We start from the raw sequence: 19,370 nt of genomic DNA on the forward strand, positions 1-19,370 counted from the left end.
TGCCTCAGGCTGGCTGCTCCTTGCCCAGCCATCGATAGGTCACGCCGCCGACTACAGCACCGAGGATCGGCGCCAGCCAGAACATCCACAACTGCTGGATCGCCCATCCGCCGACGATCAGTGCCGGGCCGGTACTGCGGGCCGGGTTGACCGAAGTGTTGGTCACGGGAATGGAGATCAAGTGGATCAAGGTCAACGCCAGGCCGATGGCGATGGGTGCAAGACCCGGCGGAGCACGACGGTCGGTGGCGCCGAGGATGATCAGCACGAACATCGCCGTCATCACCAGCTCACAGACAAACCCCGCAGCCATCGAGTAGCCACCCGGCGAATGCTCGCCGTAGCCGTTGGAGGCCAGGCCCGAAGCCAGTTCGAACCCCGGCTTGCCACTGGCAATGAAGTACAACAGCGCAGCGGCGACAGTCGCACCGATTACCTGCGCGACAATATAAGCCGGTAACTCCCTGGCCGGAAACCGCCCGCCCACGACCAGCCCCACTGACACTGCCGGGTTGAGGTGGCACCCGCTGATATGTCCGATGGCAAACGCCATGGTCAGCACTGTCAGCCCGAAGGCCAGGGCCACACCGAGGAACCCGATCCCGACGGCGGGAAACGCTGCGGCCAACACCGCACTCCCGCAACCGCCCAACACCAGCCAAAACGTACCTAACCCCTCTGTGATTGAACGTTTGAACAAAGACATGCGACACGTCCTTGATAGATAGCTCTACCGAATCAGTAAATCAGTGATGCTCCCTGCAGATTTACTTCAGCGCCCTTCTGGGCACTGCACTGATTACAGCACGCTTTTGATACAAATCCAGGCCATAAAAAAACGCCAGGGGCCCGTGTATGAGGGCTTGGCGCTGATTAAAGTTGAGAGCCGGCTTGCCTGCGATTGCGATGTGCCAGATAACCGATTCGGTATTGACGGTGCGCTATCGCAGGCAAGCCAGCTCCCACACTGTTTCGCAGTGGGCTTTTAGTCGATGCCGACAAACCCGCCGGTCTGGTGCTGCCACAACCTGGCATACAAGCCGCCATGGGCGAGCAATTCGGCATGGCTGCCGGTCTCGGCAATCTGGCCTTTCTCCAGCACCACCAGGCGGTCCATGCGTGCAATGGTCGACAAGCGGTGTGCAATTGCAATCACTGTCTTGCCCTGCATCAGGGTTTCCAGGCTTTCCTGGATCGCCGCTTCCACTTCCGAATCCAGCGCCGAAGTCGCTTCATCCATGATCAGAATCGGCGCGTCCTTGAGCAGCACCCGCGCAATGGCAATGCGCTGGCGTTGGCCGCCCGAGAGTTTCACGCCGCGCTCGCCCACGTGCGCATCCAGCCCTGTGCGCCCTTCGGCATCCGACAGCAGCGGGATAAACTCATCGGCGCGGGCTTTGTGGATCGCGGCGTGGAGTTCCTCATCGGTTGCATCCGGCTTGCCGTACAGCAAGTTGTCACGGATCGAGCGGTGCAGCAGTGAGGTGTCCTGGGTGATCATGCCGATCTGTGCCCGCAAGGACTCCTGGGCAACTTCGGCGATGTTCTGGCCGTCGATCAGGATGCGCCCGCCTTGCAGGTCGTACAGGCGCAGCAGCAGGTTGACCAGGGTGGATTTGCCCGCACCGGAAGGGCCGATCAGGCCGATTTTCTCACCGGCCTTGATCTGAAGGTTCAAGCCGCCAATGATCCCGCTCTTTTTGCCATAGTGGAAATCCACCTGCTCGAAACGGACTTCGCCGTGGGGCACTTGCAGGCGCGGCGCGTTTTCACGGTCGGTCACCGCCAGCGGCGCAGCGATGGTTTTCAGGCCGTCCTGCACCATGCCGATGTTTTCGAAAATACCGTTGACCACCCACATGATCCAACCGGACATGTTGACGATACGGATCACCAGGCCAGTGGCGAGGGCGATGGCGCCCACGGAAATCAGCGACTGCGTCCACAACCACAAGGCCAGGCCGGTGGTGGTGACGATCAACAACCCGTTCAGGATCGCGATGGTCACGTCCATGCTGGTCAACACGCGCGCGGCCAACTGGGTTTTTTCAGTCTGCTCGATGATCGCTTCCTTGGCGTATTCCTGCTCATTTTGCGTATGGGCGAACAGCTTCAAGGTGGTGATGTTGGTGTAGCCGTCAACAATGCGGCCCATCAATTTGGAGCGCGCCTCGGAGGAAATCACCGAGCGTTCTTTCACGCGTGGCACGAAGTAACGCAGCGCCAGGCTGTAAAGAACGATCCAGGTAATCAGCGGGATCATCAGGCGCCAGTCCGCCTCGGCAAACAGCACCAGGGCGCTGATGGCGTAGATCGACACGTGCCAGATGGCTTCCGCCGTCGCCACCGCCGAATCGCGCAAGGAGTTGCCGGTTTGCATGATGCGCTGGGCGATGCGCCCAGCGAAATCGTTCTGGAAAAAATTCAGACTCTGCTTGAGTACGTAGCTGTGGTTCTGCCAGCGGATCAGGCTGGTCATGCCGGGGTTGATGGTCTGATGCACCAGCAAGTCATGCAGGCCGTTGAAGATCGGGCGCAGCAGCAGGGCGACCACGGCCATCCAGATCAGCTCGGCGCTATGAATCTGGAAAAAGTTGGCGGGCGGCGTGCCTTGGGCCAAATCGATAATGCGGCTCAGGTAGCTGAACAACGCCACTTCGATCAACGCGCCGATCAGGCCGACCACCAGCAAGGCGGCAAAGCTTGGCCACACCTGGCGCAGGTAGTAGAGGTAGAAGGGCAGGACTTTATCAGGAGGGGCGGCGCTGGGCGCGTCGCGGAAGATGTCGATCAGTTGTTCAAAGCGACGATAGAGCATTCAGTCTGACGCCCGCGCTGCGGGCTCTCCTTTCAAATGCGCACGCGGCGTTGTGGGCCGCGCGCGGAGCTTGCTGCGGACCTCAGTCGATGCGCTTGGCCGACTTGATCACAACAGGATCGATTGGCACGTTTTGCATGCCTTGCTTTGTAGTGGTTTGCGAGTTGACGATAACGTCGACGACGTCCATGCCCTTGACCACTTTGGCGAACACGGCATAACCCGCATCGCGGCCAGGGTCGAGGAAGGCATTGTCGGCCACGTTGATGAAGAATTGGCTGGTGGCCGAATTTGGATCATTGGTGCGTGCCATCGACAAGGTGCCGCGAACGTTATGCAGGCCGTTGCTGGCTTCGTTCTTGATCGGTGCTTCGGTCGGTTTCTGCGACATCTGCGCGGTGAAACCGCCGCCCTGGACCATGAAGCCCGGGATCACGCGGTGGAAAATGGTGTTGGTGTAGAAGCCTTTGTCGACATAGGCCAGGAAGTTCTTGGTACTGATCGGCGCCTTGACCGGGTCCAGTTCGATTTCGATGTCGCCGTTGGTGGTGGTGATCAGGACGTGCGGCGCGCTGGATTTGGCCGGTGCCGCAGGTTTGGCCGGTGCAGCGGCCGTAGCGGCCATCAGGTTGGCGGCGAACAGAAAGGAGCCGGCAAAGAAGGCGATTTTTTTCAGCATGGGTCAGTGATCCTGGGTAGTGGTTTCGACTGTCTTTAGAAAATCGAGCAAGGTAGCGTTAAAGACTTCGGGTTGATCCAAGGGCGTGGCATGGCGGGAATCCTCGATCACCACCAGTCGCGCATCGGGCAGCAGTTTTACATAGTTTTGTTTCTGCGCCACGGGGGTGTAGTCGTGGTCGGCGCTGATGACCAGCGTAGGACAGATAATTCTGTAAAGTTGTTCCTGCACGCCCCAGCCGACAATCGCATCGAAGCTGGCGAGATAAGCACGTTTGTCGTTTTTTGCCCAGCGTTCGGCCATTTTGCGCCGCAGGTCGGCTTGTTCGGGTTTGGGGAACAGCCGATCGCCCAGCGCCTTGCCGATGGTGGCCAGACTGAGCACGCGCGCCAGGCTCCAGCGCTTGGCCCATTGCCAGTAATCATCGGCGCTGCGCACCTTGACCTCGGGCGCGCTGTTGACGATGCACAGACTCTTGACCTGCGCGGGTTCGTCCACCGCCAACTGGAACGCGATCATGCCGCCCATGGACAAACCCACCACATGGGCGGGCGGCAGGTTCAGGTGTTCGATCAACGCCACCAGATCGAAGGTAAAGCCCTGGATGCTGTAGCGCTCGCGGGGTTTGTCGGAGCGACCGTGACCGCGCACATCCACCACGATCAGGCGATAATGCCGGGCCAGCACTGGAATCTGCAGTTCCCAATCCTGGCTGCTGGAGCCCAGGCCGTGGATCAGGATCAGCGGGGCGCCGTGACCGTATTCCTCGTAATGCAGGCTGCAGCCTTCGTGGTCTAACCAGGCCATGGGTGAACTCCGTTTCAGGCTTGCTGGGGGGCCGCGAAAGGGGCGTCCAGGGGAGCGGTGTCAAAGGTGCGCAACAAGTCGATAAGAATCTGCGTGGCCGGCCCCAGGGGTTTGTCTTTGTTCGAGTACAGATAGAAGGTCGGATTGCGGCTGCCGCCTTTTTCCAGTGGCAACTGCTTGAGCAGGCCATCCTTGAGTTCACGTTCGATCAGGTGCCGGGGCAGCCAGGCAAAGCCCAGGCCGCTGCTGACGAAGGTGGCGGCGGTGGGCAAGCTGCCGACGGTCCAGCGTTGTTCGGCGCCGAGCCAGCCGACGTCGCGCGGCTGCTGGCGGCCAGAGTCACGGATCACCACTTGCATCTGGCTTTCCAGGTCCTGGAAGCTCAACTCGCGGTTCAGACGATGCAGTGAGTGGTCAGGGTGGGCCACGGCGATAAATTCCACGTCGCTCATTTCCGTGCCCAGGTAGCCCGGAATGATGAAGCCGCTGATGGCCAGGTCAGCCATGCCGTCCATCAACAGCTCCTCAACGCCCGACAGCACTTCTTCACGCAGGCGCACGCGGCAGCCACGGCTTTGCGGCATAAAGGCGGTGAGCGCACGCACCAGGCGCGCATTCGGATAGGCGGCGTCCACCACCAGCCGTACTTCGGCTTCCCAGCCCTGTTCCATATGGTGGGCGAGGTCTTCCAACTGGCTGGCGTTTTTGACCAGTTGCCGCGAGCGGCGCAACAGCACTTCACCGGCCTCGGTGAGCACTGCCTTGCGCCCGTCGATGCGCAGCAGTGGCACGCCGAGCTGGTCTTGCATGCGGGCCACGGTATAGCTCACCGAGGACTGCGAACGGTGCAGCGCTTCAGCCGCCTGGGCGAAGCCACCATGGTCGACCACGGCCTGCAGTGTGCGCCATTGATCGAGGGTAACGCGGGGCGCTTTCAAGATGAGCTCCTCTTGTCCTAAGCTGGCGGTCCTTATTGGAGACTGCCGAATGAGAAAATTCTGTTGTGTGTTGCTGGCGCTGCTGCCGATGAGCGCGTTTGCATTCAGCACCGATGTGACGAAAGACATTCAGGGTGTGAAGATCGATTACAGCGCGTCGGACGTCGACAGCAATATTAGTTCGATCCAACTGACCAACTACGGCTCAAATGATGCGGAGTGCAAGGTGCGTTTCACCAACGGCCCGGAAGCCCCGCGTACTCGCAAGGTCACGGTTGCGGCGGGGAAAACCACCAACACCACGGTGAATTTCAGCCGCGCCATTATCAAAATGCGTATCGCACTGACCTGCGCCCCAAAATAAACCGGCAGCGGAGCATGCCCACAGCAATACTCCGCTTATAAACAAATTTATAGATGGTTTATAGCAGTTTTTTACGCTTTTTTATCGAATTGGCTCTGTTTAATCTTCACTCCATCGCCTTACAGCATTTACAGATGGAGCCTACCTAGCCATGTCCAATGTTCTGATCATCGAAAGCAGCGCCCGCCAGCAGGATTCGATCTCCCGCCAGCTGACTCAACAGTTCATCAGCCAATGGCAGGCCGCCCACCCGGCGGATCAGATCACCGTGCGTGACGTGGCCCTCAACCCGGTCCCGCACCTGGACGCCAACCTGCTCGGCGGCTGGATGAAACCCGCCGACCAGCGCAGCCGCGTCGAACAGGCTTCCCTGGACCGTTCCAACGAACTGACCGACGAATTGCTCGCCGCCGATGTGCTGGTGATGGCCGCGCCGATGTACAACTTCGCTATCCCCAGCACCCTAAAAGCCTGGCTGGACCACGTGCTGCGCGCCGGAGTGACCTTCAAGTACACCGCCACCGGCCCGCAGGGTCTGCTGACCGGCAAGCGCGCCATTGTGTTGACCGCTCGTGGTGGCATCCACACTGGCGCCACCTCCGATCACCAGGAACCGTACCTGCGCCAGGTCATGGCCTTTATCGGCATTCATGACATCACGTTCATTCATGCCGAAGGCGTGAACCTGAGTGGTGACTTCCAAGAGAAGGGCATCAACCACGCCAAAGCGCTGCTGGCACAGGTCGCTTAACGTTTTAATCGTCACATAATCGCGTGGTGTTTATATCGCTCCACGCAAACCCTTCAAGTACGCGTATCGAACCTCCCTTTGCACTTGTTGCTCCTGAGTGCTCCTACCCGACTGCCGCTATAGCGAGGTCGGGTTTTTTTTGCCTTGAGTTTCAGTAAACGCCGAAAACCTTTAATGTCCCGCCCATTCGAAGCGAGGCGCGCATGGGCTATTTACTGGTTGTCACCCTGATTCAGGCATTTTCCTTCAGCTTGATCGGCGAATACCTCGCTGGTCACGTCGACAGCTACTTCGCCGTGCTGGTGCGCGTGGTATTGGCCGGGCTGATCTTCATCCCGCTGACTCGCTGGCGGTCGGTGGCGCCACCCTTCATGCGCGGCATGTTGTTGATCGGTGCGCTGCAGTTCGGCGTGACGTATGTGTGCCTGTACTTGAGCTTTCGTGTGCTCACGGTGCCGGAGGTGCTGCTGTTCACCATTCTCACGCCGTTGCACGTGACCCTGATTGAAGACACGCTTAACCGCCGCTTCAACCCGTGGGCATTGGTCGCCGCATTGGTGGCCGTGGGCGGCGCGGCGGTGATTCGCTTCGACCAGATCACGCCGAACTTCCTGATGGGCTTCTTGCTGCTGCAACTGGCCAACTTCACCTACGCCGCCGGGCAGGTGATGTACAAGCACCTGGTGGCGCGTTATCCGAGCGACCTGCCGCACTACCGGCGCTTCGGCTACTTCTACCTGGGCGCCTTGATCGTGGTGCTGCCGGCATTTCTGCTGTTCGGGAAAAGCAACTTTTTGCCCGAAGCGCCGCTGCAATGGGGCGTACTGGTGTTCCTCGGGCTGGTCAGCACGGCGCTGGGCATGTACTGGTGGAACAAAGGCGCCTGCCTGGTCAACGGCGGTACTTTGGCGGTGATGAACAACCTGCATGTACCGGTGGGGTTGTTGCTCAACTTGCTGATCTGGAACCAGCACGAGCCGTTGGGGCGCTTGGCGTTGGGAGGTTTGGTGATTCTGGGGGCGGTGTGGGTCAGTCGCTTGGGTGTGCGTCAGCAAGCGGCCTAACGCTGACCCTAATGTGTTAGCGGGATTGCGCTAATGCCAGCCAGTTAAGAGCTAGAACTGACAACCAGTAACCTGTGGCGAGGGAGCTTGCTCCCGCTGGGCCGGGCTGGCGCTCCAGTGCGAAGCGGCCCCTGCTCTTTGCTCTAAAAGCATGGGACTTTAACGCAGTCCAGCGGGAGCAAGCTCCCTCGCCACAATTACCGGCTATGTCTTAACTGACTGACATTAGCGCAAGCCTGCTCCCACAGGGGGTTGATGGCATCAGGCAGATTCGTTTTCCAGCGCCGGTAAATGACTGGCCCCCAACACCGCCGGCAACACTCCGGCACGTAGGTCATTGCCACTCGGCTGCTGATACAGACTCAAGCCGAACTCCGGCAACACCGCCAGCAAATAATCAAAGATATCGCCCTGAATGCGCTCGTAATCGGCCCACGCCGTGGTGCGAGTGAAACAGTAGATTTCCAGCGGCACGCCCTGGGCGGTGGTTTGCATCTGGCGCACCATGCAGGTCATGTTCGGCTGGATGTCCGGGTGGCTTTTCAAGTAGGCCAGGGCGTAGGCGCGGAAGGTGCCGAGGTTGGTCATGCGGCGGCGGTTGGCCGACAGTTGCGCGCTATGGCCCTGGGCTTCGTTCCAGGCCTTGAGTTCGGCCTGCTTGCGGCTGATGTAGTCGGTGAGCAGGTGTACTTGGGTCATGCGCACTTCTTCTTCGTCGCGCAAAAAGCGCACGCCGCTGGCGTCGATATACAGGCTGCGCTTGATACGGCGCCCGCCGGACGCCTGCATGCCGCGCCAGTTCTTGAACGACTCGGACATCAGGCGCCAGGTCGGGATCGAGACGATGGTTTTGTCGAAGTTCTGCACCTTGACCGTGTGCAGGGTGATATCCACCACGTCACCGTCGGCGCCGACCTGAGGCATCTCGATCCAGTCGCCGACTCGCAGCATGTCGTTGCTGGTCAGTTGCACGCTGGCCACAAACGACAGCAGCGTGTCCTTGTACACCAACAAAATCACAGCCGACATGGCACCCAGGCCCGAGAGCAGCAACAGCGGCGAACGGTCGATCAAGGTGGCGACAATGATGATCGCGGCAAACACGAACAGCACCATCTTCGCCAACTGCACATAGCCCTTGATCGAGCGCGTGCGGGCATGTTCGGTGCGCGCGTAGATATCCAGCAAGGCGTTGAGCAGGGCGCTCACGGCCAGCGTCATGAACAGAATGGTGAACGCCAGCGCCACATTGCCGATAAACAGAGTGGCGGTCTTGCTCAGGTCGGGCACCAGGTACAGGCCGAATTGGATCACTAAAGAGGGCGTCATCTGCGCCAGGCGATGAAAGACTTTGTTGTGCCGCAGGTCATTGAGCCAGTGCAGCGCCGGTTGCCGGCCGAGCAGTTTGATGGCGTGGAGGATGAGGTAGCGCGCTACCCGTCCGACCAATAAGGCGACTACCAGCAATATCAGCAAACCCAGGCTGGAATGCAGCAGTGGGTGTTCATCGAGGGCGCCCCAAAGGTCTTGGACGTTGAGCCAGAGCTGTTTGATATCCATGGGTAAAACCGATTCTTCTGTAAGACAACACGGGCCGATTAGAGCATTTATGTGCAACAAAGTTGGTTTTGTGGACAAATCTGCTGACAAAAAAGCAGCTGATTAGCGCCGTTCGCGTAAAGAAACTCGGTTTGAGCGCCCGAAACCGTTACCCTATGCAGCTGATATTTTGTATTTCTTCGAGGTAGCACCCGTGTTTTCCCAATTCGCCCTGCACGAACGCCTGCTCAAAGCCGTGGCCGAGCTTAAATTTGTCGAGCCTACGCCTGTGCAAGCAGCGGCCATCCCGCTCGCGCTCCAAGGGCGTGACCTGCGGGTGACGGCGCAAACCGGCAGCGGTAAAACCGCCGCTTTTGTCTTGCCGGTGCTGAACCGCCTGATTGGCCCGGCCAAAGTCCGTGTGAGCATCAAGACCCTGATCCTGTTGCCGACCCGTGAGTTGGCGCAGCAGACTTTGAAGGAAGTGGAGCGCTTTTCGCAGTTCACCTTCATCAAGTCCGGCATCATCACCGGCGGCGAAGACTTCAAGGTCCAGGCTGCCATGCTGCGCAAGGTGCCCGACATCCTGATCGGCACCCCAGGCCGGATGATCGAGCAACTCAACGCCGGTAACCTCGACCTCAAGGAAGTCGAAGTGCTGGTGCTCGACGAAGCCGACCGCATGCTCGACATGGGCTTTGCCGACGATGTGCAGCGTCTTGTGGCCGAGTGCGTCAATCGTCAGCAGACTATGCTGTTCTCCGCCACCACCGGCGGTTCGACCTTGCGCGATATGGTTGCCAAGGTGCTGAACAACCCTGAGCACTTGCAGGTCAACAACGTCAGCGACCTGAACGCGACCACGCGTCAGCAGATCGTGATGGCCGACCACAACGTACACAAAGAACAGATCTTGAACTGGCTGCTGGCCAACGAGACCTATCAGAAGGCCATCGTCTTCACCAACACCCGTGCAGCAGCCGACCGCATCTACGGTCGTCTGGTGGCTCAGGAATACAAGGCGTTCGTGCTGCACGGCGAGAAAGACCAGAAGGACCGCAAACTGGCCATCGACCGCCTCAAGGCCGGCGGCGTGAAGATCTTGGTCGCCACCGACGTTGCCGCGCGCGGCCTGGACGTAGATGGCCTGGACATGGTCATCAACTTCGACATGCCGCGCAGCGGCGACGAATACGTGCACCGTATTGGCCGTACCGGGCGTGCCGGTAACGATGGCTTGGCGATCTCGCTGATCTGCCACGGTGACTGGAACCTGATGTCGAGTATCGAACGCTACCTCAAGCAGTCGTTCGAGCGCCGCACCATCAAGGAAGTCAAAGGCACCTACACCGGGCCCAAAAAGGTCAAGGCGTCGGGCAAAGCCGTTGGCGTGAAGAAGAAAAAGACCGACGCCAAGGGCGACAAGAAAAAAACCGGCGCCAAGTCGCCGACCAAGCGCAAAATCGCCAACCGGCCGAAGACCGACAACCTGTCGCTCGTCAGCAAGGATGGCATGGCGCCGCTCAAGCGCCGCAAGCCAGAAGCGCCAGCTGCCGAATAAGGCTGCTGATATGAAAAAACCGGACGCTGTCCGGTTTTTTTATGCCCTCATTTAATCGTTCCTGCGCTCTGCGTGGGAATGCCGCCAGGGGCGCTCCGCGTCCCATTGTTGTGGTTAATTTTTCGCTTTGGCGGCCGCCTCATCCAGCTCCTTGAGGCGCTGGTCGATCAGTTGGCACTTGTCCGGCAGATCCGCGCTGGCGGTCTCCAGGTTCATGTGTTGCAACTCATCGTTGATTTCCTTGGCCTTGGCCGGGTTTTGCTGGGTCAGTTTGGTCACTTCCTTGGCCAGTTGCTCGCGTTTGGCCGTGGCCTCTTCCGGTGTGCAGGCCCATGCGGGCAGGGCGCTCAGCAGGGTGGCGGCGATGGCCAGGTTCATCAGGGTTTTCATGGTCGGACCTCCTTGGCAGTGATATTCAGTGGAGGGGGCGAACGTCTGGAAAGTTCAGAGAAATGACGCTCGTCTATTGGGATGAACGGCCAGTGCCCGGTCGTGTCACTACCTATAACGGGCCACTTTTTTAATCTGCCCGCGGGAGGAATCAGGATGACGACTTACAACTGGGATCTGATTGAACGTCTGCTGCATGAAGTGCAGAACGGCGAGGGCAGCTTTGCGCCGCGCAAATACGCCGAGCAGGAAGCCGCCGAGAAGGCTACGGCGGGCGAATCCACCGGTAACTTGGACGCGTTGAAAAAGACCGCCGCCGATTACGAAGCGCTGTTGTTCAAGCGTGGTTTCATTGAATCGCGCCCGGAAGAAGAGGGCGGCAATGGAGAGAACTTCATCCTCACGGCGCTGGGCGCGCAGCTGCTGGCCCTGATCGACAGCTCAATACCGGGCAATGATCACCCGCGCCAAGTACTGGACGAGCAGGCAGACGCGTTGGACCCGGTGACGTTTGCTGAGGTGGCTTCCAAGGCGCAGATTGCGTAAAAAGGCACACCCAGACCAAAATGTGGGAGCGGGCTTGCTCGCGAATGCGCTGAATCAGTCGATGAATCTATTAACTGACACACTGCATTCGCGAGCAAGCCCGCTCCCACATTTTAAGTTGAGGCGGCCTTGAGGCATTTGAGGGCCTTGAAGTCGCTGCGTACGCCGTTGATCTTCTGGGTCAGTTTCAGCCGCTGCTGTTGGGTGCTTTCGGCCATCAAGTCGATGATCAAGCCGCGCGCAGCGGCCTCGGTCTGTGCGTAGGCGGTGCGGTATTGCGGGGTCCACAGGCTTTCCCGATCCACCAGCAATTGCTGGATTTTCTGTGGGAAGTCAGCGCTGTGACGTTGCTGCAAGGCGTCGATAAATTGCGCCTGCCAATGGGCGCGATTACCGATCCATTCCTGATTCTGTTCGCCCAGTGCGATTGACCACGCCGTCACCCGGTTCTGCTGGCTGGCGCTCAACGGTCCCATCCACGCATCCAGGCGTTTGCTCATGCGTTCGGCGCGCTCTTTGATTTGCTGGGCCAGTGGCGGTTTGAGGTATTCGTCCTGGCGCTTGCGCAGGTCTTTGGCCAGCGCATCGACCATGTCTTTGACTTGTTGATCATCCAGGCCCTGCAGCAATTGGATGGCCGACGGCGTAATCTCCCGGGCCACCTCGGCGATTGCCTGATTGGCTTCAACAGTGCGCGCTTGCAGCGCAGCATCAGTGACCTGATTGTTGTCGACCATCTGTTGCAGGCGATCAAGCCAGCCCAGGTAACCCGGTAATTGGGTGGTGCAGTGCCAGGCCAGGTGTTCCTTGAGGGTGTCGTTGAACCAGCTCTTTTGCCCGGCGTTCATGTCCAGGTAGTCGTTGAGCGTCCAGGGGATGATCACATCAAGGTTTCGGTAGGCCAGGCCCACGCGATTGCAGCCGGCGAGCACCAGACTCAACGTCAGTAATACCACCAGTAATTTGAGCCGACGCAGCATGGGCGTGTCCTTGCGCAGAGAGGGTTCATGTATGTGAACCTGCGCGAGGCGCGACAGTTCAGCCCATCAATAAAACGACCGTGCGGCCTTCAAGGTCAACAGGCCGTCGCATTGCGAATTGTGTCCGGAGTAGGCCGAGCAGTCGCCACCACTGAGGCTGGAGCCGCTGTAGATCAGGTCCAAGTCCACGCCTTTCCAGGCGCGCGAGAACTGCACCGACCAGTCGCTGAAGCTGCTGATGGTGCCGCCTTCCACCGCCGCTGGCGTGCCAAGTTGGTGAGTGGTGTACTTCATGCTGACGCCGATGCCGAAAGGCTGTGTACCGCCGAGGTCGGCAAACAGCGTGCTGTCCTGGCGATCGGGGTCGTTGCTGAAGGACACGCCGAAGCGATTGCCCAGCAGGTTCAGGCCGCCGTAGAACTCCTGGCTGTCGAGAGGGCTGAGCTTGGGGTAGCTGTAGTGGATCATGCCCACTTCGTAGCCCAGGGTCTGGTCGAAGGGGCGCTTGAAGCCCATGTAGGAGTCGACTTCGAGGTTGTTGGCCGTGGACAGGCCCATATTGGGCGAAAACTGGCCGAAATACAGGCCGCTGTCGTGGCTCAGGTCCAGGCCGCCATGGAAGGAATCGCTGCCAGGCGAGGTCGGCTTGACCAGACCCTGGGCCATGCTGCGGCTGGGCGTGGTGCCTAATTTGAGGTCGAAGTCACCCAGCTCACGCTGAAAAATCTGCGCGTGTGCAAGAGGGCTTGCCGTAAGGGCTGCGATTAGAAACAAGCAGGGCTTGAGCATGCTTCACTCCATGAAAAGCGAGGAGCAGTTACGAGAAAATCGGACAAATGCCCGTGCTAGACGGGTGCAAGCATACCGGCGAATGCTGCGCGGTGAGCCCCGTTCGTCGATTAGCGCATCAGGAAATGTCGCTGGAGGGTGTTTCAGACTCTAGTCCTGGCGCCTTGGAAGGCAAGACGCTTAGGAGCTAGATGCGACGCGCGGGAGTTACTTTTTACCCAGGCTGATCTGCTTGGACGGGCCGAAAGTCTGGCCGCTCACGCCCTTGGCAATTTGCTGGATTTCGCCGCCGGACTTGAGGAAAGCAGCAATTTGGCTGTTGATCGATTCGCTGGTTTCAACGGCGGGAGCTGGCTTTGCTTTGCTGTTGGATGCTTTTACGCGCATGGCGGCCACTAACCTGTAGAAAATTAACTTGGCCAGGCATCGTACAGGAAATACTTGACAATTGCTTGGCAAATATCCTCCGGGAATAACTCTGGCCGCTGTAATCGGCCAAAGTTTGACCTTGAAATAAGCCGCTAACTTACTGTTTTAACTCGAAACCACAGGGCTTATTCGGCGGCTGGCGAGCAGCAAAATTCGATCGATTGATCAGACGAGCGGGGCGGTGCCATTACGAGGCCACGCCAGCCCGCGATTTTTCCGTCGCACGCGCGTGGCGGGCGCAACTCGGGTAGAATGCCGCCCACGTAACGAAGGTATCTGGAAATGGCTTTAGTCGGGCGCTACAACAGCTTGCAAGTGGTTAAACACACTAACTTTGGTTTGTACCTGGACGGTGCGCAAGATGGCGAAATCCTCTTGCCTAATCGGTATATCCCCAAAGATATTCCCAGCGAAGATGAAGACTGGCTTAACGTTTTCATTTATCTGGACAGCGATGACAAACTTATCGCGACGACTGAAAAGCCGAAAGTTCAAGTCGGCGAATTCGCCAGTTTGAAAGTCGTCGAAGTCAACAGCATCGGCGTCTTCCTCGATTGGGGTTTGCCAAAAGACCTGTTGCTGCCGTATTCGGAAGAAAAACGCCAGATGACCGCAGGTGAATACTGCGTGGTGCACGTCTACCTCGACAAACACACCAAGCGCATCACCGCCACCGCGCGACTTGACCGCTACCTGGATAAGACGCCTGCCAACTACCAAGTAGGCCAGGAAGTCGACCTGCTGGTGGCCGAAGCCACTGACATGGGTTTCAAGGCGATCATCAACAACAAGCACTGGGGCCTGATCCACAAGAATGAAGTGTTCAAGTTCCTGCGCCCGGGCAAGGAAGAGAAAGGCTTCATCAAAGAGATCCGCGCCGATGGCAACATCAGCCTGAGCCTGCAGCCGGTCGGCCAGGAAGCGGCCTCCAGCCTGAACTCGAAGATCCTCGCCAAGTTGCGTGAAAACAACGGCAGCTTGCCGGTCAGCGACAAGAGCGACCCGGCGGTGATCAGCAATTTGTTCGGTGTCAGCAAAGGCAACTTCAAGAAAGCCATTGGTGCGCTCTACAAGCAGGGCCAGATTGTGATTCACGCCGATCGCATTGAACTAAGCTGATCGCGTTTTGCTCTTCTGTAGGTGCCGCTCGGCGCCTACAGAGGCTGCAACCATGACCCGCAAAATACTCTTCGCCTACCTCGGCACCTTGCTCGCATTTCTGGTGCTCGACGGCCTCTGGCTCGGAGTCCTCATGGGCCCGACCTACAGAACCCTACTCGGCTCGCTGATGCTGGATCAGCCCCACCTATTGCCCGCCGCGTTGTTTTATCTGCTGTATGCCATCGGCTGCGTGGTGTTCGTGGTCCTGCCCAGCGGCAGTTGGCAACGTGCAGCACGCCTTGGCGCTTTGCTCGGCCTGGTGGCCTACGGCACCTATGACCTGAGCAACTGGGCCACGCTGAACGGCTGGTCAGCCGGGCTGGCGCTGATGGACATGGCCTGGGGCACCTTCCTGACGGCCGCCTGTTGCAGTGTCGGCTATGTGTGTGCACATCGGGTGCAGCATTGATTGTGTACAGGATTGACGTGCACCGTTGCTGAGCACACCCCTCGCTAATAAGCCCTCCTAAATCCCTTTGGAACACCGTTTCAGAGGGATTGTGTGCCATTGGCACATATTCTGCTGAATACCTCGTATACAAACCAGGCCGCCTCCCGTATGCACACCGTTACGGCAGCGCAGGCCGGTACTTCGAGGAGCAAGCGATGACCGAACAATTGCCCAAAGGCTACAGCCCGCGCCTGTACAACCAGGACCTCGGGCCGCTGCCGCAGAAATGGACCTGGTACAACATTTTCGCCTTCTGGATGAGCGACGTGCACAGCGTCGGCGGCTACGTGTTCGCCGCCAGCCTGTTTGCCCTTGGGCTGGCCAGTTGGCAGGTGTTGATCGCCTTGCTCGCCGGCATTTGCATCGTGCAGTTGATCGCCAACCTGGTGGCCAAGCCGAGCCAGCAAGCGGCCGTGCCGTACCCGGTCATCTGTCGACTGGCATTTGGCGTGTTTGGGGCGAATATCCCGGCGGTGATTCGCGGTTTGATCGCTGTGGCCTGGTACGGCATCCAGACGTACTTGGCATCGAGTGCCTTGATTATCGTAGTGCTGCGCTTTTTCCCGCAGATGGCGGTGTATGCAGAGCCGCACTTTGCGGGCCTGTCCTACCTGGGCTGGTTTGGCTTTCTCAGCTTATGGACGCTGCAGGCAGCAGTATTCTGGGCCGGCATGGAGTCCATCCGCCGGTTTATCGACTGGGCGGGGCCAGTGGTCTATGCGGTGATGTTTGCCCTGGCTGGCTGGATCGTGTGGAAGGCGGGTTGGGCGAACATCAGTTTCACCCTGGCGGAAAAATCCCTGTCGGGCTGGCAGGCGTTTGGCCAAGTGATTGTGGCGACGGCGCTGGTGGTTTCGTACTTCTCCGGGCCGACGCTCAATTTCGGTGATTTCAGCCGCTACTGCCGCAGCATGCACGACGTGCGACGCGGCAATTTCTGGGGGTTGCCGGTTAACTTCCTGGCGTTCTCGCTGGTGACTGTCGTCATCGTTTCGGGCACTTTGCCGGTGTTTGGCGAAATGTTGCATGACCCAATCGCTACGGTTTCGCGCATCGACAACAGCATGGCCGTGCTGCTCGGCGCTTTTGCTTTCGTGACCGCCACAATCGGCATCAACATTGTCGCCAACTTCGTTTCACCGGCGTTTGATTTCGCCAACGTCGCGCCGAGCAAGATCAGCTGGCGCGCGGGTGGCATGATCGCGGCCGTGGCCTCGATCTTTATCACGCCGTGGAACCTGTTCAATAACCCGCTGATGATCCACTACACCCTGGACATTCTCGCTGCGTTTATCGGGCCGCTGTTCGGGATTTTGATTGTGGATTTCTACCTGATCAAAAAGCAGAAAATCGACGTAGATGCCCTCTTCGACGACAGCCCGAACGGCCGTTATTACTACGACGGCGGCGTGAACTGGACCGCCGTCAAAGCCTTGGTGCCAGCGACGCTGGTGGGCGTCGCTATCACCTTCACGCCCGCGTTGCAGGGCATGGCCAACTTCGCCTGGTTTACCGGGTGCTTCCTGGGAGGGCTGTTTTTTCTGGTGCTGGCGCGGCGCGAGCAGGTTCGTGCGCCAACGTCGCTGGTTGCCGGTTGATCAACACCGCGCCCGCCAACACCAAGCCACAGCCGGCGATCACCAGCGCCGGTTGCAGGCCGCCGCTCAAGTGGCTGCTCACCGAGGCCAGCAATGGGCCGCACAATTGGCCAATCGCAAAGCTGGCGGTGAGCAGCCCGGTGCTGCGCTGGTAGCCGTGGGGCGCCACCTCGCGCAAACGCGCCATTACCAGTTGCATGCATGCCAGGAACGGCGCACCACACAGCAACACTCCCAGGGCCAGGCCCCAGCCATTGCCCAGCAGGCAGGCGAATACCCCGGCCGCTTGCAGCCATAACGTCGTCATCAACCAGCGGCGGGTGGTGTCCGGGTCCTTGCGACGCAGGCTCGCCACCACCACACCCAGCGCCGCCGCCAGGCCAAAGCACGGCCAGAACAGGTCGGCTTGCCACGCGCCGTGGAACTGCGCGCTGGCCATCTGCGACAAGAAGGTTGCTGGGATGATGTAGCCCAGGCCATACAAGAAGTAGATCCAGCACAGATGCGCGATGCTGGCGTTGCTGCCCGCGCTAGTGGCATGGGTCACCGTCACGGTCGGTTTCGGTAAAAAGGGTAGGATGGCCAGCAACATCACTAATGCCACCACGCCATAGACCAGCCACAAGGTCGCAGAGTCTTCGCCCAGTAGATTGGAACCCAGTGCCAGCAACCCCGTCAGCAGAATCCCCAAGCCCGGCCCGGCAAATACCAATGCCCCCAAACGTGGACGCCCGGCGGCTATTGCCAGTGGTTGGCTCAAACTGGTGATCATCACCAGCGCCCAGGCGCTCGCCACGCCGGTGCCAAAGCGCAGCAGCAAATGCGGCCAGAACCCATGCGCCCAATACGACCCCAGGGTCAACAGCACGCACAGCCACAGCCCACCATACAACCGCGCTTTTATGTGGTGATGGCTACGGGCAAAGATCGAGTCCACCGCGCCGACGAAATAGCCCAGGTAGTTGGCGGCGGCAATCAGGCCGGCGCCGGTCAGGTCAATCTGCCCCTCGCTGAGCAAATGCGGCATCTGCGGGGTGAGGGCGAAGCGGCCAATGCCCATGGCCATCATCAAAGCAATAAAGCTGGCGGTTAAGCGAATCAGCGGTGACATGTTCAGGTTTCCTACGGGGAAGCGAATGACTTGTAGGCTAAAGCGAATTGACTTTCTGTAAAAATGAATAATAGTGAGTAACTTGTTCAGTTTTGGAGAAAGGTATGGAGTTCAGTCAATTGCGGATTTTCCAGGCCGTGGCGGAAGAGGGCTCCATTACCCGCGCGGCTGAGCGCTTGCATCGAGTGCCCTCGAACTTGTCGACACGGCTCAAGCAGATGGAGGAGCAACTTGGCGTCGAGTTGTTCGTGCGCGAGCGTCAGCGCTTGCAGCTTTCTCCTGCGGGCAAAGTGCTGCTGGACTACAGCACCCGTCTGCTGGCGCTGCATGATGAAGCCCACGGCGCGGTGCAAGGTGGGCAACCGGCGGGCGATTTTGTGCTGGGCAGCATGTACAGCACGGCCGCAGTGCATTTGCCCAAACTGTTGGCGCGCTATCACAAGGCGTATCCGATGGTGAACCTCCAGGTGCAATCGGCGCCCAGTGGCGAGTTGTTGGAAGGCTTGATCACCGGGCGTCTGGATGCGGCCTTGGTGGATGGCCCTATCACCATAGCTTCGCTGGACGGTGTGCCTCTGTGCGAAGAGCGCCTGGTGATCATTTGCGAGGCGGATCACCCGCCCGTGCGTGGCCCCCAGGATGTCGCCGGCCGTTCGGTGTTCACCTTCCGACGCAGTTGCGCCTACCGGGCGCGGCTGGAAACGTGGTTTTCCCACGAGCGTGTGGCCATGGGACGCGCCATCGAGATTGAGTCTTACCAAGGCATGCTCGCCTGCGTGATCGCCGGTTCCGGCGTGGCGTTGATGTCCGAATCGATGCTCGACAGCCTGCCAGGCAAGGACAGCGTGTCCGTTCATCCGTTGACCGGGCCTTTTGCCACTGCCACCACCTGGTTGATGTGGCGCAAGGGCATGCTCGGCGCTAACCTCAATGCATGGATCGATCTGCAACAAGAGGGCAAGGCCAATTTCCTGCAAGACACGCGTGCGATTGCTTGAACGATCCGTCAGGATTCAGATCAATCCTGTAATAGTTCGTTGTGGTTTCGTTCAAGCATTACGTAAGACTTAGAGCTACTATCACTGTAGGAAAAGGCGACAGAACTCCCGCCTAGCCGCATTACCCTCAAAGGGGGCAACCATGAAAGAGAAAATTCAAAACTGGCTCCACGACCTCGGCGTTGCGCTGGGCCTGATTGAACCACCGTTGCAGCCGATTCCGATTCGCACAGATGACGAGCAGCGTCGTCCGCGTTGCCGCTAAGCTCAGGTTGCAACAGGTTTTATAATGTGGGAGCGGGCTTGCCCGCGATAGCAGCGTATCAGTCGATATAAAGTTGACTGACGCACTGCTATCGCGGGCAAGCCCGCTCCCACAGTTGTTTTGTGCAAGGT

At 59.1% G+C, this 19,370-nt stretch carries 21 protein-coding genes; 10 read left to right on the plus strand and 11 right to left on the minus strand.

Features of this window, described 5'->3' with window-relative positions; translation table 11 throughout:
* Window positions 1-4: 4 nt before the first annotated feature.
* From aqpZ to P5706_RS08720, 5 genes are all read right to left on the minus strand, one after another.
* Window positions 5-706: an aquaporin Z gene (gene aqpZ, locus P5706_RS08700; RefSeq protein ID WP_200431912.1), complete on the minus strand. Its 702-nt coding sequence runs from the start codon at window positions 704-706 to the stop codon at window positions 5-7.
* 279 nt (window positions 707-985) lie between these two features.
* The gene (locus P5706_RS08705) at window positions 986-2,818 is read right to left on the minus strand and encodes an ABC transporter ATP-binding protein (RefSeq protein WP_285679004.1); all 1,833 of its coding nucleotides are present in this window, start codon (window positions 2,816-2,818) and stop codon (window positions 986-988) included.
* An 82-nt stretch (window positions 2,819-2,900) separates the two neighbouring features.
* The gene (locus P5706_RS08710) at window positions 2,901-3,497 is read right to left on the minus strand and encodes a peptidylprolyl isomerase (RefSeq protein WP_200431910.1); all 597 of its coding nucleotides are present in this window, start codon (window positions 3,495-3,497) and stop codon (window positions 2,901-2,903) included.
* Between the two features lie 3 nt (window positions 3,498-3,500).
* Entirely contained in the window at window positions 3,501-4,304 is an 804-nt protein-coding gene (locus tag P5706_RS08715; RefSeq protein WP_285679005.1) for an alpha/beta fold hydrolase, read from the minus strand.
* 14 nt (window positions 4,305-4,318) lie between these two features.
* Window positions 4,319-5,242 carry a PA3225 family LysR-type transcriptional regulator gene (locus P5706_RS08720; protein WP_017134847.1) on the minus strand — a complete coding sequence of 308 codons (924 nt, stop codon included), beginning with the start codon at window positions 5,240-5,242 and terminating at the stop codon, window positions 4,319-4,321.
* A 49-nt stretch (window positions 5,243-5,291) separates the two neighbouring features.
* Here P5706_RS08720 and P5706_RS08725 point away from each other — a divergent pair, with 49 nt between their 5' ends.
* From P5706_RS08725 to P5706_RS08735, 3 genes are all read left to right on the plus strand, one after another.
* A complete protein-coding gene (locus P5706_RS08725; protein WP_200431908.1) occupies window positions 5,292-5,606 on the plus strand; it encodes a 3-phosphoglycerate kinase in 315 nt (104 codons plus the stop codon).
* A 151-nt stretch (window positions 5,607-5,757) separates the two neighbouring features.
* Window positions 5,758-6,357 carry an FMN-dependent NADH-azoreductase gene (locus tag P5706_RS08730; RefSeq protein ID WP_285679006.1) on the plus strand — a complete coding sequence of 200 codons (600 nt, stop codon included), beginning with the start codon at window positions 5,758-5,760 and terminating at the stop codon, window positions 6,355-6,357.
* A gap of 203 nt (window positions 6,358-6,560) precedes the next feature.
* The gene (locus tag P5706_RS08735; RefSeq protein WP_285679007.1) at window positions 6,561-7,421 is read left to right on the plus strand and encodes a carboxylate/amino acid/amine transporter; all 861 of its coding nucleotides are present in this window, start codon (window positions 6,561-6,563) and stop codon (window positions 7,419-7,421) included.
* 261 nt (window positions 7,422-7,682) lie between these two features.
* Here the strand turns inward: P5706_RS08735 and P5706_RS08740 are convergent, their stop codons facing one another.
* Window positions 7,683-8,981 carry a mechanosensitive ion channel family protein gene (locus P5706_RS08740; RefSeq protein WP_285679008.1) on the minus strand — a complete coding sequence of 433 codons (1,299 nt, stop codon included), beginning with the start codon at window positions 8,979-8,981 and terminating at the stop codon, window positions 7,683-7,685.
* Window positions 8,982-9,174: 193 nt separating this feature from the next.
* On the opposite strand from P5706_RS08740, the gene P5706_RS08745 reads away from it, so the two are divergent.
* Window positions 9,175-10,521 carry a DEAD/DEAH box helicase gene (locus P5706_RS08745; protein ID WP_026013512.1) on the plus strand — a complete coding sequence of 449 codons (1,347 nt, stop codon included), beginning with the start codon at window positions 9,175-9,177 and terminating at the stop codon, window positions 10,519-10,521.
* A 114-nt stretch (window positions 10,522-10,635) separates the two neighbouring features.
* Here the strand turns inward: P5706_RS08745 and P5706_RS08750 are convergent, their stop codons facing one another.
* Window positions 10,636-10,911: a hypothetical protein gene (locus P5706_RS08750; protein ID WP_200431905.1), complete on the minus strand. Its 276-nt coding sequence runs from the start codon at window positions 10,909-10,911 to the stop codon at window positions 10,636-10,638.
* Between the two features lie 156 nt (window positions 10,912-11,067).
* Between P5706_RS08750 and P5706_RS08755 the strand changes: the two genes are divergently transcribed.
* Window positions 11,068-11,457 (plus strand): transcriptional regulator, encoded by a 390-nt coding sequence (locus tag P5706_RS08755; RefSeq protein WP_200431904.1) that lies wholly within the window; start codon window positions 11,068-11,070, stop codon window positions 11,455-11,457.
* A 113-nt stretch (window positions 11,458-11,570) separates the two neighbouring features.
* On the opposite strand, the gene P5706_RS08760 is transcribed toward P5706_RS08755, so the two are convergent.
* The 3 genes from P5706_RS08760 to P5706_RS08770 all read right to left on the minus strand — a co-directional run bounded on the left by P5706_RS08760 (window position 11,571) and on the right by P5706_RS08770 (window position 13,613).
* Window positions 11,571-12,437: a DUF6279 family lipoprotein gene (locus P5706_RS08760; protein ID WP_285679009.1), complete on the minus strand. Its 867-nt coding sequence runs from the start codon at window positions 12,435-12,437 to the stop codon at window positions 11,571-11,573.
* Between the two features lie 66 nt (window positions 12,438-12,503).
* A complete protein-coding gene (locus P5706_RS08765) occupies window positions 12,504-13,226 on the minus strand; it encodes a TorF family putative porin (RefSeq protein ID WP_200431902.1) in 723 nt (240 codons plus the stop codon).
* A gap of 207 nt (window positions 13,227-13,433) precedes the next feature.
* Window positions 13,434-13,613 (minus strand): PFL_1563 family small protein, encoded by a 180-nt coding sequence (locus P5706_RS08770; protein ID WP_003193095.1) that lies wholly within the window; start codon window positions 13,611-13,613, stop codon window positions 13,434-13,436.
* Between the two features lie 324 nt (window positions 13,614-13,937).
* Between P5706_RS08770 and P5706_RS08775 the strand changes: the two genes are divergently transcribed.
* The 3 genes from P5706_RS08775 (at window position 13,938) to P5706_RS08785 (ending at window position 16,865) form a co-directional block, all read left to right on the plus strand.
* Window positions 13,938-14,774, plus strand: coding sequence for a CvfB family protein (locus P5706_RS08775; RefSeq protein ID WP_017845295.1), 837 nt, complete (start codon window positions 13,938-13,940; stop codon window positions 14,772-14,774).
* Window positions 14,775-14,826: 52 nt separating this feature from the next.
* Window positions 14,827-15,225, plus strand: a complete 399-nt coding sequence (locus P5706_RS08780) for a DUF2177 family protein (protein WP_200431901.1) — start codon at window positions 14,827-14,829, stop codon at window positions 15,223-15,225.
* A gap of 197 nt (window positions 15,226-15,422) precedes the next feature.
* Window positions 15,423-16,865: an NCS1 family nucleobase:cation symporter-1 gene (locus P5706_RS08785; protein ID WP_236374760.1), complete on the plus strand. Its 1,443-nt coding sequence runs from the start codon at window positions 15,423-15,425 to the stop codon at window positions 16,863-16,865.
* Here P5706_RS08785 and P5706_RS08790 read toward each other — a convergent pair.
* A complete protein-coding gene (locus tag P5706_RS08790; protein ID WP_285679011.1) occupies window positions 16,777-17,976 on the minus strand; it encodes an MFS transporter in 1,200 nt (399 codons plus the stop codon). The genes P5706_RS08785 and P5706_RS08790 overlap by 89 nt on opposite strands.
* A 104-nt stretch (window positions 17,977-18,080) precedes the next feature.
* On the opposite strand from P5706_RS08790, the gene ptrR reads away from it, so the two are divergent.
* Together ptrR and P5706_RS08800 are read left to right on the plus strand one after the other, a co-directional pair.
* Entirely contained in the window at window positions 18,081-18,974 is an 894-nt protein-coding gene (ptrR, locus tag P5706_RS08795; protein ID WP_285679012.1) for a putrescine utilization regulator PtrR, read from the plus strand.
* A 142-nt stretch (window positions 18,975-19,116) separates the two neighbouring features.
* Window positions 19,117-19,239, plus strand: coding sequence for a PA1414 family protein (locus P5706_RS08800; protein WP_285679013.1), 123 nt, complete (start codon window positions 19,117-19,119; stop codon window positions 19,237-19,239).
* Window positions 19,240-19,370 lie beyond the last annotated feature (131 nt).

The organism is Pseudomonas sp. ChxA, assembly GCF_030263855.1.
In the GTDB taxonomy this organism is placed as follows: Bacteria; Pseudomonadota; Gammaproteobacteria; order Pseudomonadales; family Pseudomonadaceae; genus Aquipseudomonas; species Aquipseudomonas fluorescens_CB.

Coding starts and splice junctions, on each gene's coding strand:
- aqpZ (WP_200431912.1), bottom strand. CDS start 706: ATGTCTTTGTTCAAACGTTCAATCACAGAGGGGTTAGGTACGTTTTGG.
- P5706_RS08705 (WP_285679004.1), bottom strand. CDS start 2,818: ATGCTCTATCGTCGCTTTGAACAACTGATCGACATCTTCCGCGACGCG.
- P5706_RS08710 (WP_200431910.1), bottom strand. CDS start 3,497: ATGCTGAAAAAAATCGCCTTCTTTGCCGGCTCCTTTCTGTTCGCCGCC.
- P5706_RS08715 (WP_285679005.1), bottom strand. CDS start 4,304: ATGGCCTGGTTAGACCACGAAGGCTGCAGCCTGCATTACGAGGAATAC.
- P5706_RS08725 (WP_200431908.1), top strand. CDS start 5,292: ATGAGAAAATTCTGTTGTGTGTTGCTGGCGCTGCTGCCGATGAGCGCG.
- P5706_RS08730 (WP_285679006.1), top strand. CDS start 5,758: ATGTCCAATGTTCTGATCATCGAAAGCAGCGCCCGCCAGCAGGATTCG.
- P5706_RS08735 (WP_285679007.1), top strand. CDS start 6,561: ATGGGCTATTTACTGGTTGTCACCCTGATTCAGGCATTTTCCTTCAGC.
- P5706_RS08740 (WP_285679008.1), bottom strand. CDS start 8,981: ATGGATATCAAACAGCTCTGGCTCAACGTCCAAGACCTTTGGGGCGCC.
- P5706_RS08750 (WP_200431905.1), bottom strand. CDS start 10,911: ATGAAAACCCTGATGAACCTGGCCATCGCCGCCACCCTGCTGAGCGCC.
- P5706_RS08755 (WP_200431904.1), top strand. CDS start 11,068: ATGACGACTTACAACTGGGATCTGATTGAACGTCTGCTGCATGAAGTG.
- P5706_RS08760 (WP_285679009.1), bottom strand. CDS start 12,437: ATGCTGCGTCGGCTCAAATTACTGGTGGTATTACTGACGTTGAGTCTG.
- P5706_RS08765 (WP_200431902.1), bottom strand. CDS start 13,226: ATGCTCAAGCCCTGCTTGTTTCTAATCGCAGCCCTTACGGCAAGCCCT.
- P5706_RS08770 (WP_003193095.1), bottom strand. CDS start 13,613: ATGCGCGTAAAAGCATCCAACAGCAAAGCAAAGCCAGCTCCCGCCGTT.
- P5706_RS08775 (WP_017845295.1), top strand. CDS start 13,938: ATGGCTTTAGTCGGGCGCTACAACAGCTTGCAAGTGGTTAAACACACT.
- P5706_RS08780 (WP_200431901.1), top strand. CDS start 14,827: ATGACCCGCAAAATACTCTTCGCCTACCTCGGCACCTTGCTCGCATTT.
- P5706_RS08785 (WP_236374760.1), top strand. CDS start 15,423: ATGACCGAACAATTGCCCAAAGGCTACAGCCCGCGCCTGTACAACCAG.
- P5706_RS08790 (WP_285679011.1), bottom strand. CDS start 17,976: ATGTCACCGCTGATTCGCTTAACCGCCAGCTTTATTGCTTTGATGATG.
- ptrR (WP_285679012.1), top strand. CDS start 18,081: ATGGAGTTCAGTCAATTGCGGATTTTCCAGGCCGTGGCGGAAGAGGGC.
- P5706_RS08800 (WP_285679013.1), top strand. CDS start 19,117: ATGAAAGAGAAAATTCAAAACTGGCTCCACGACCTCGGCGTTGCGCTG.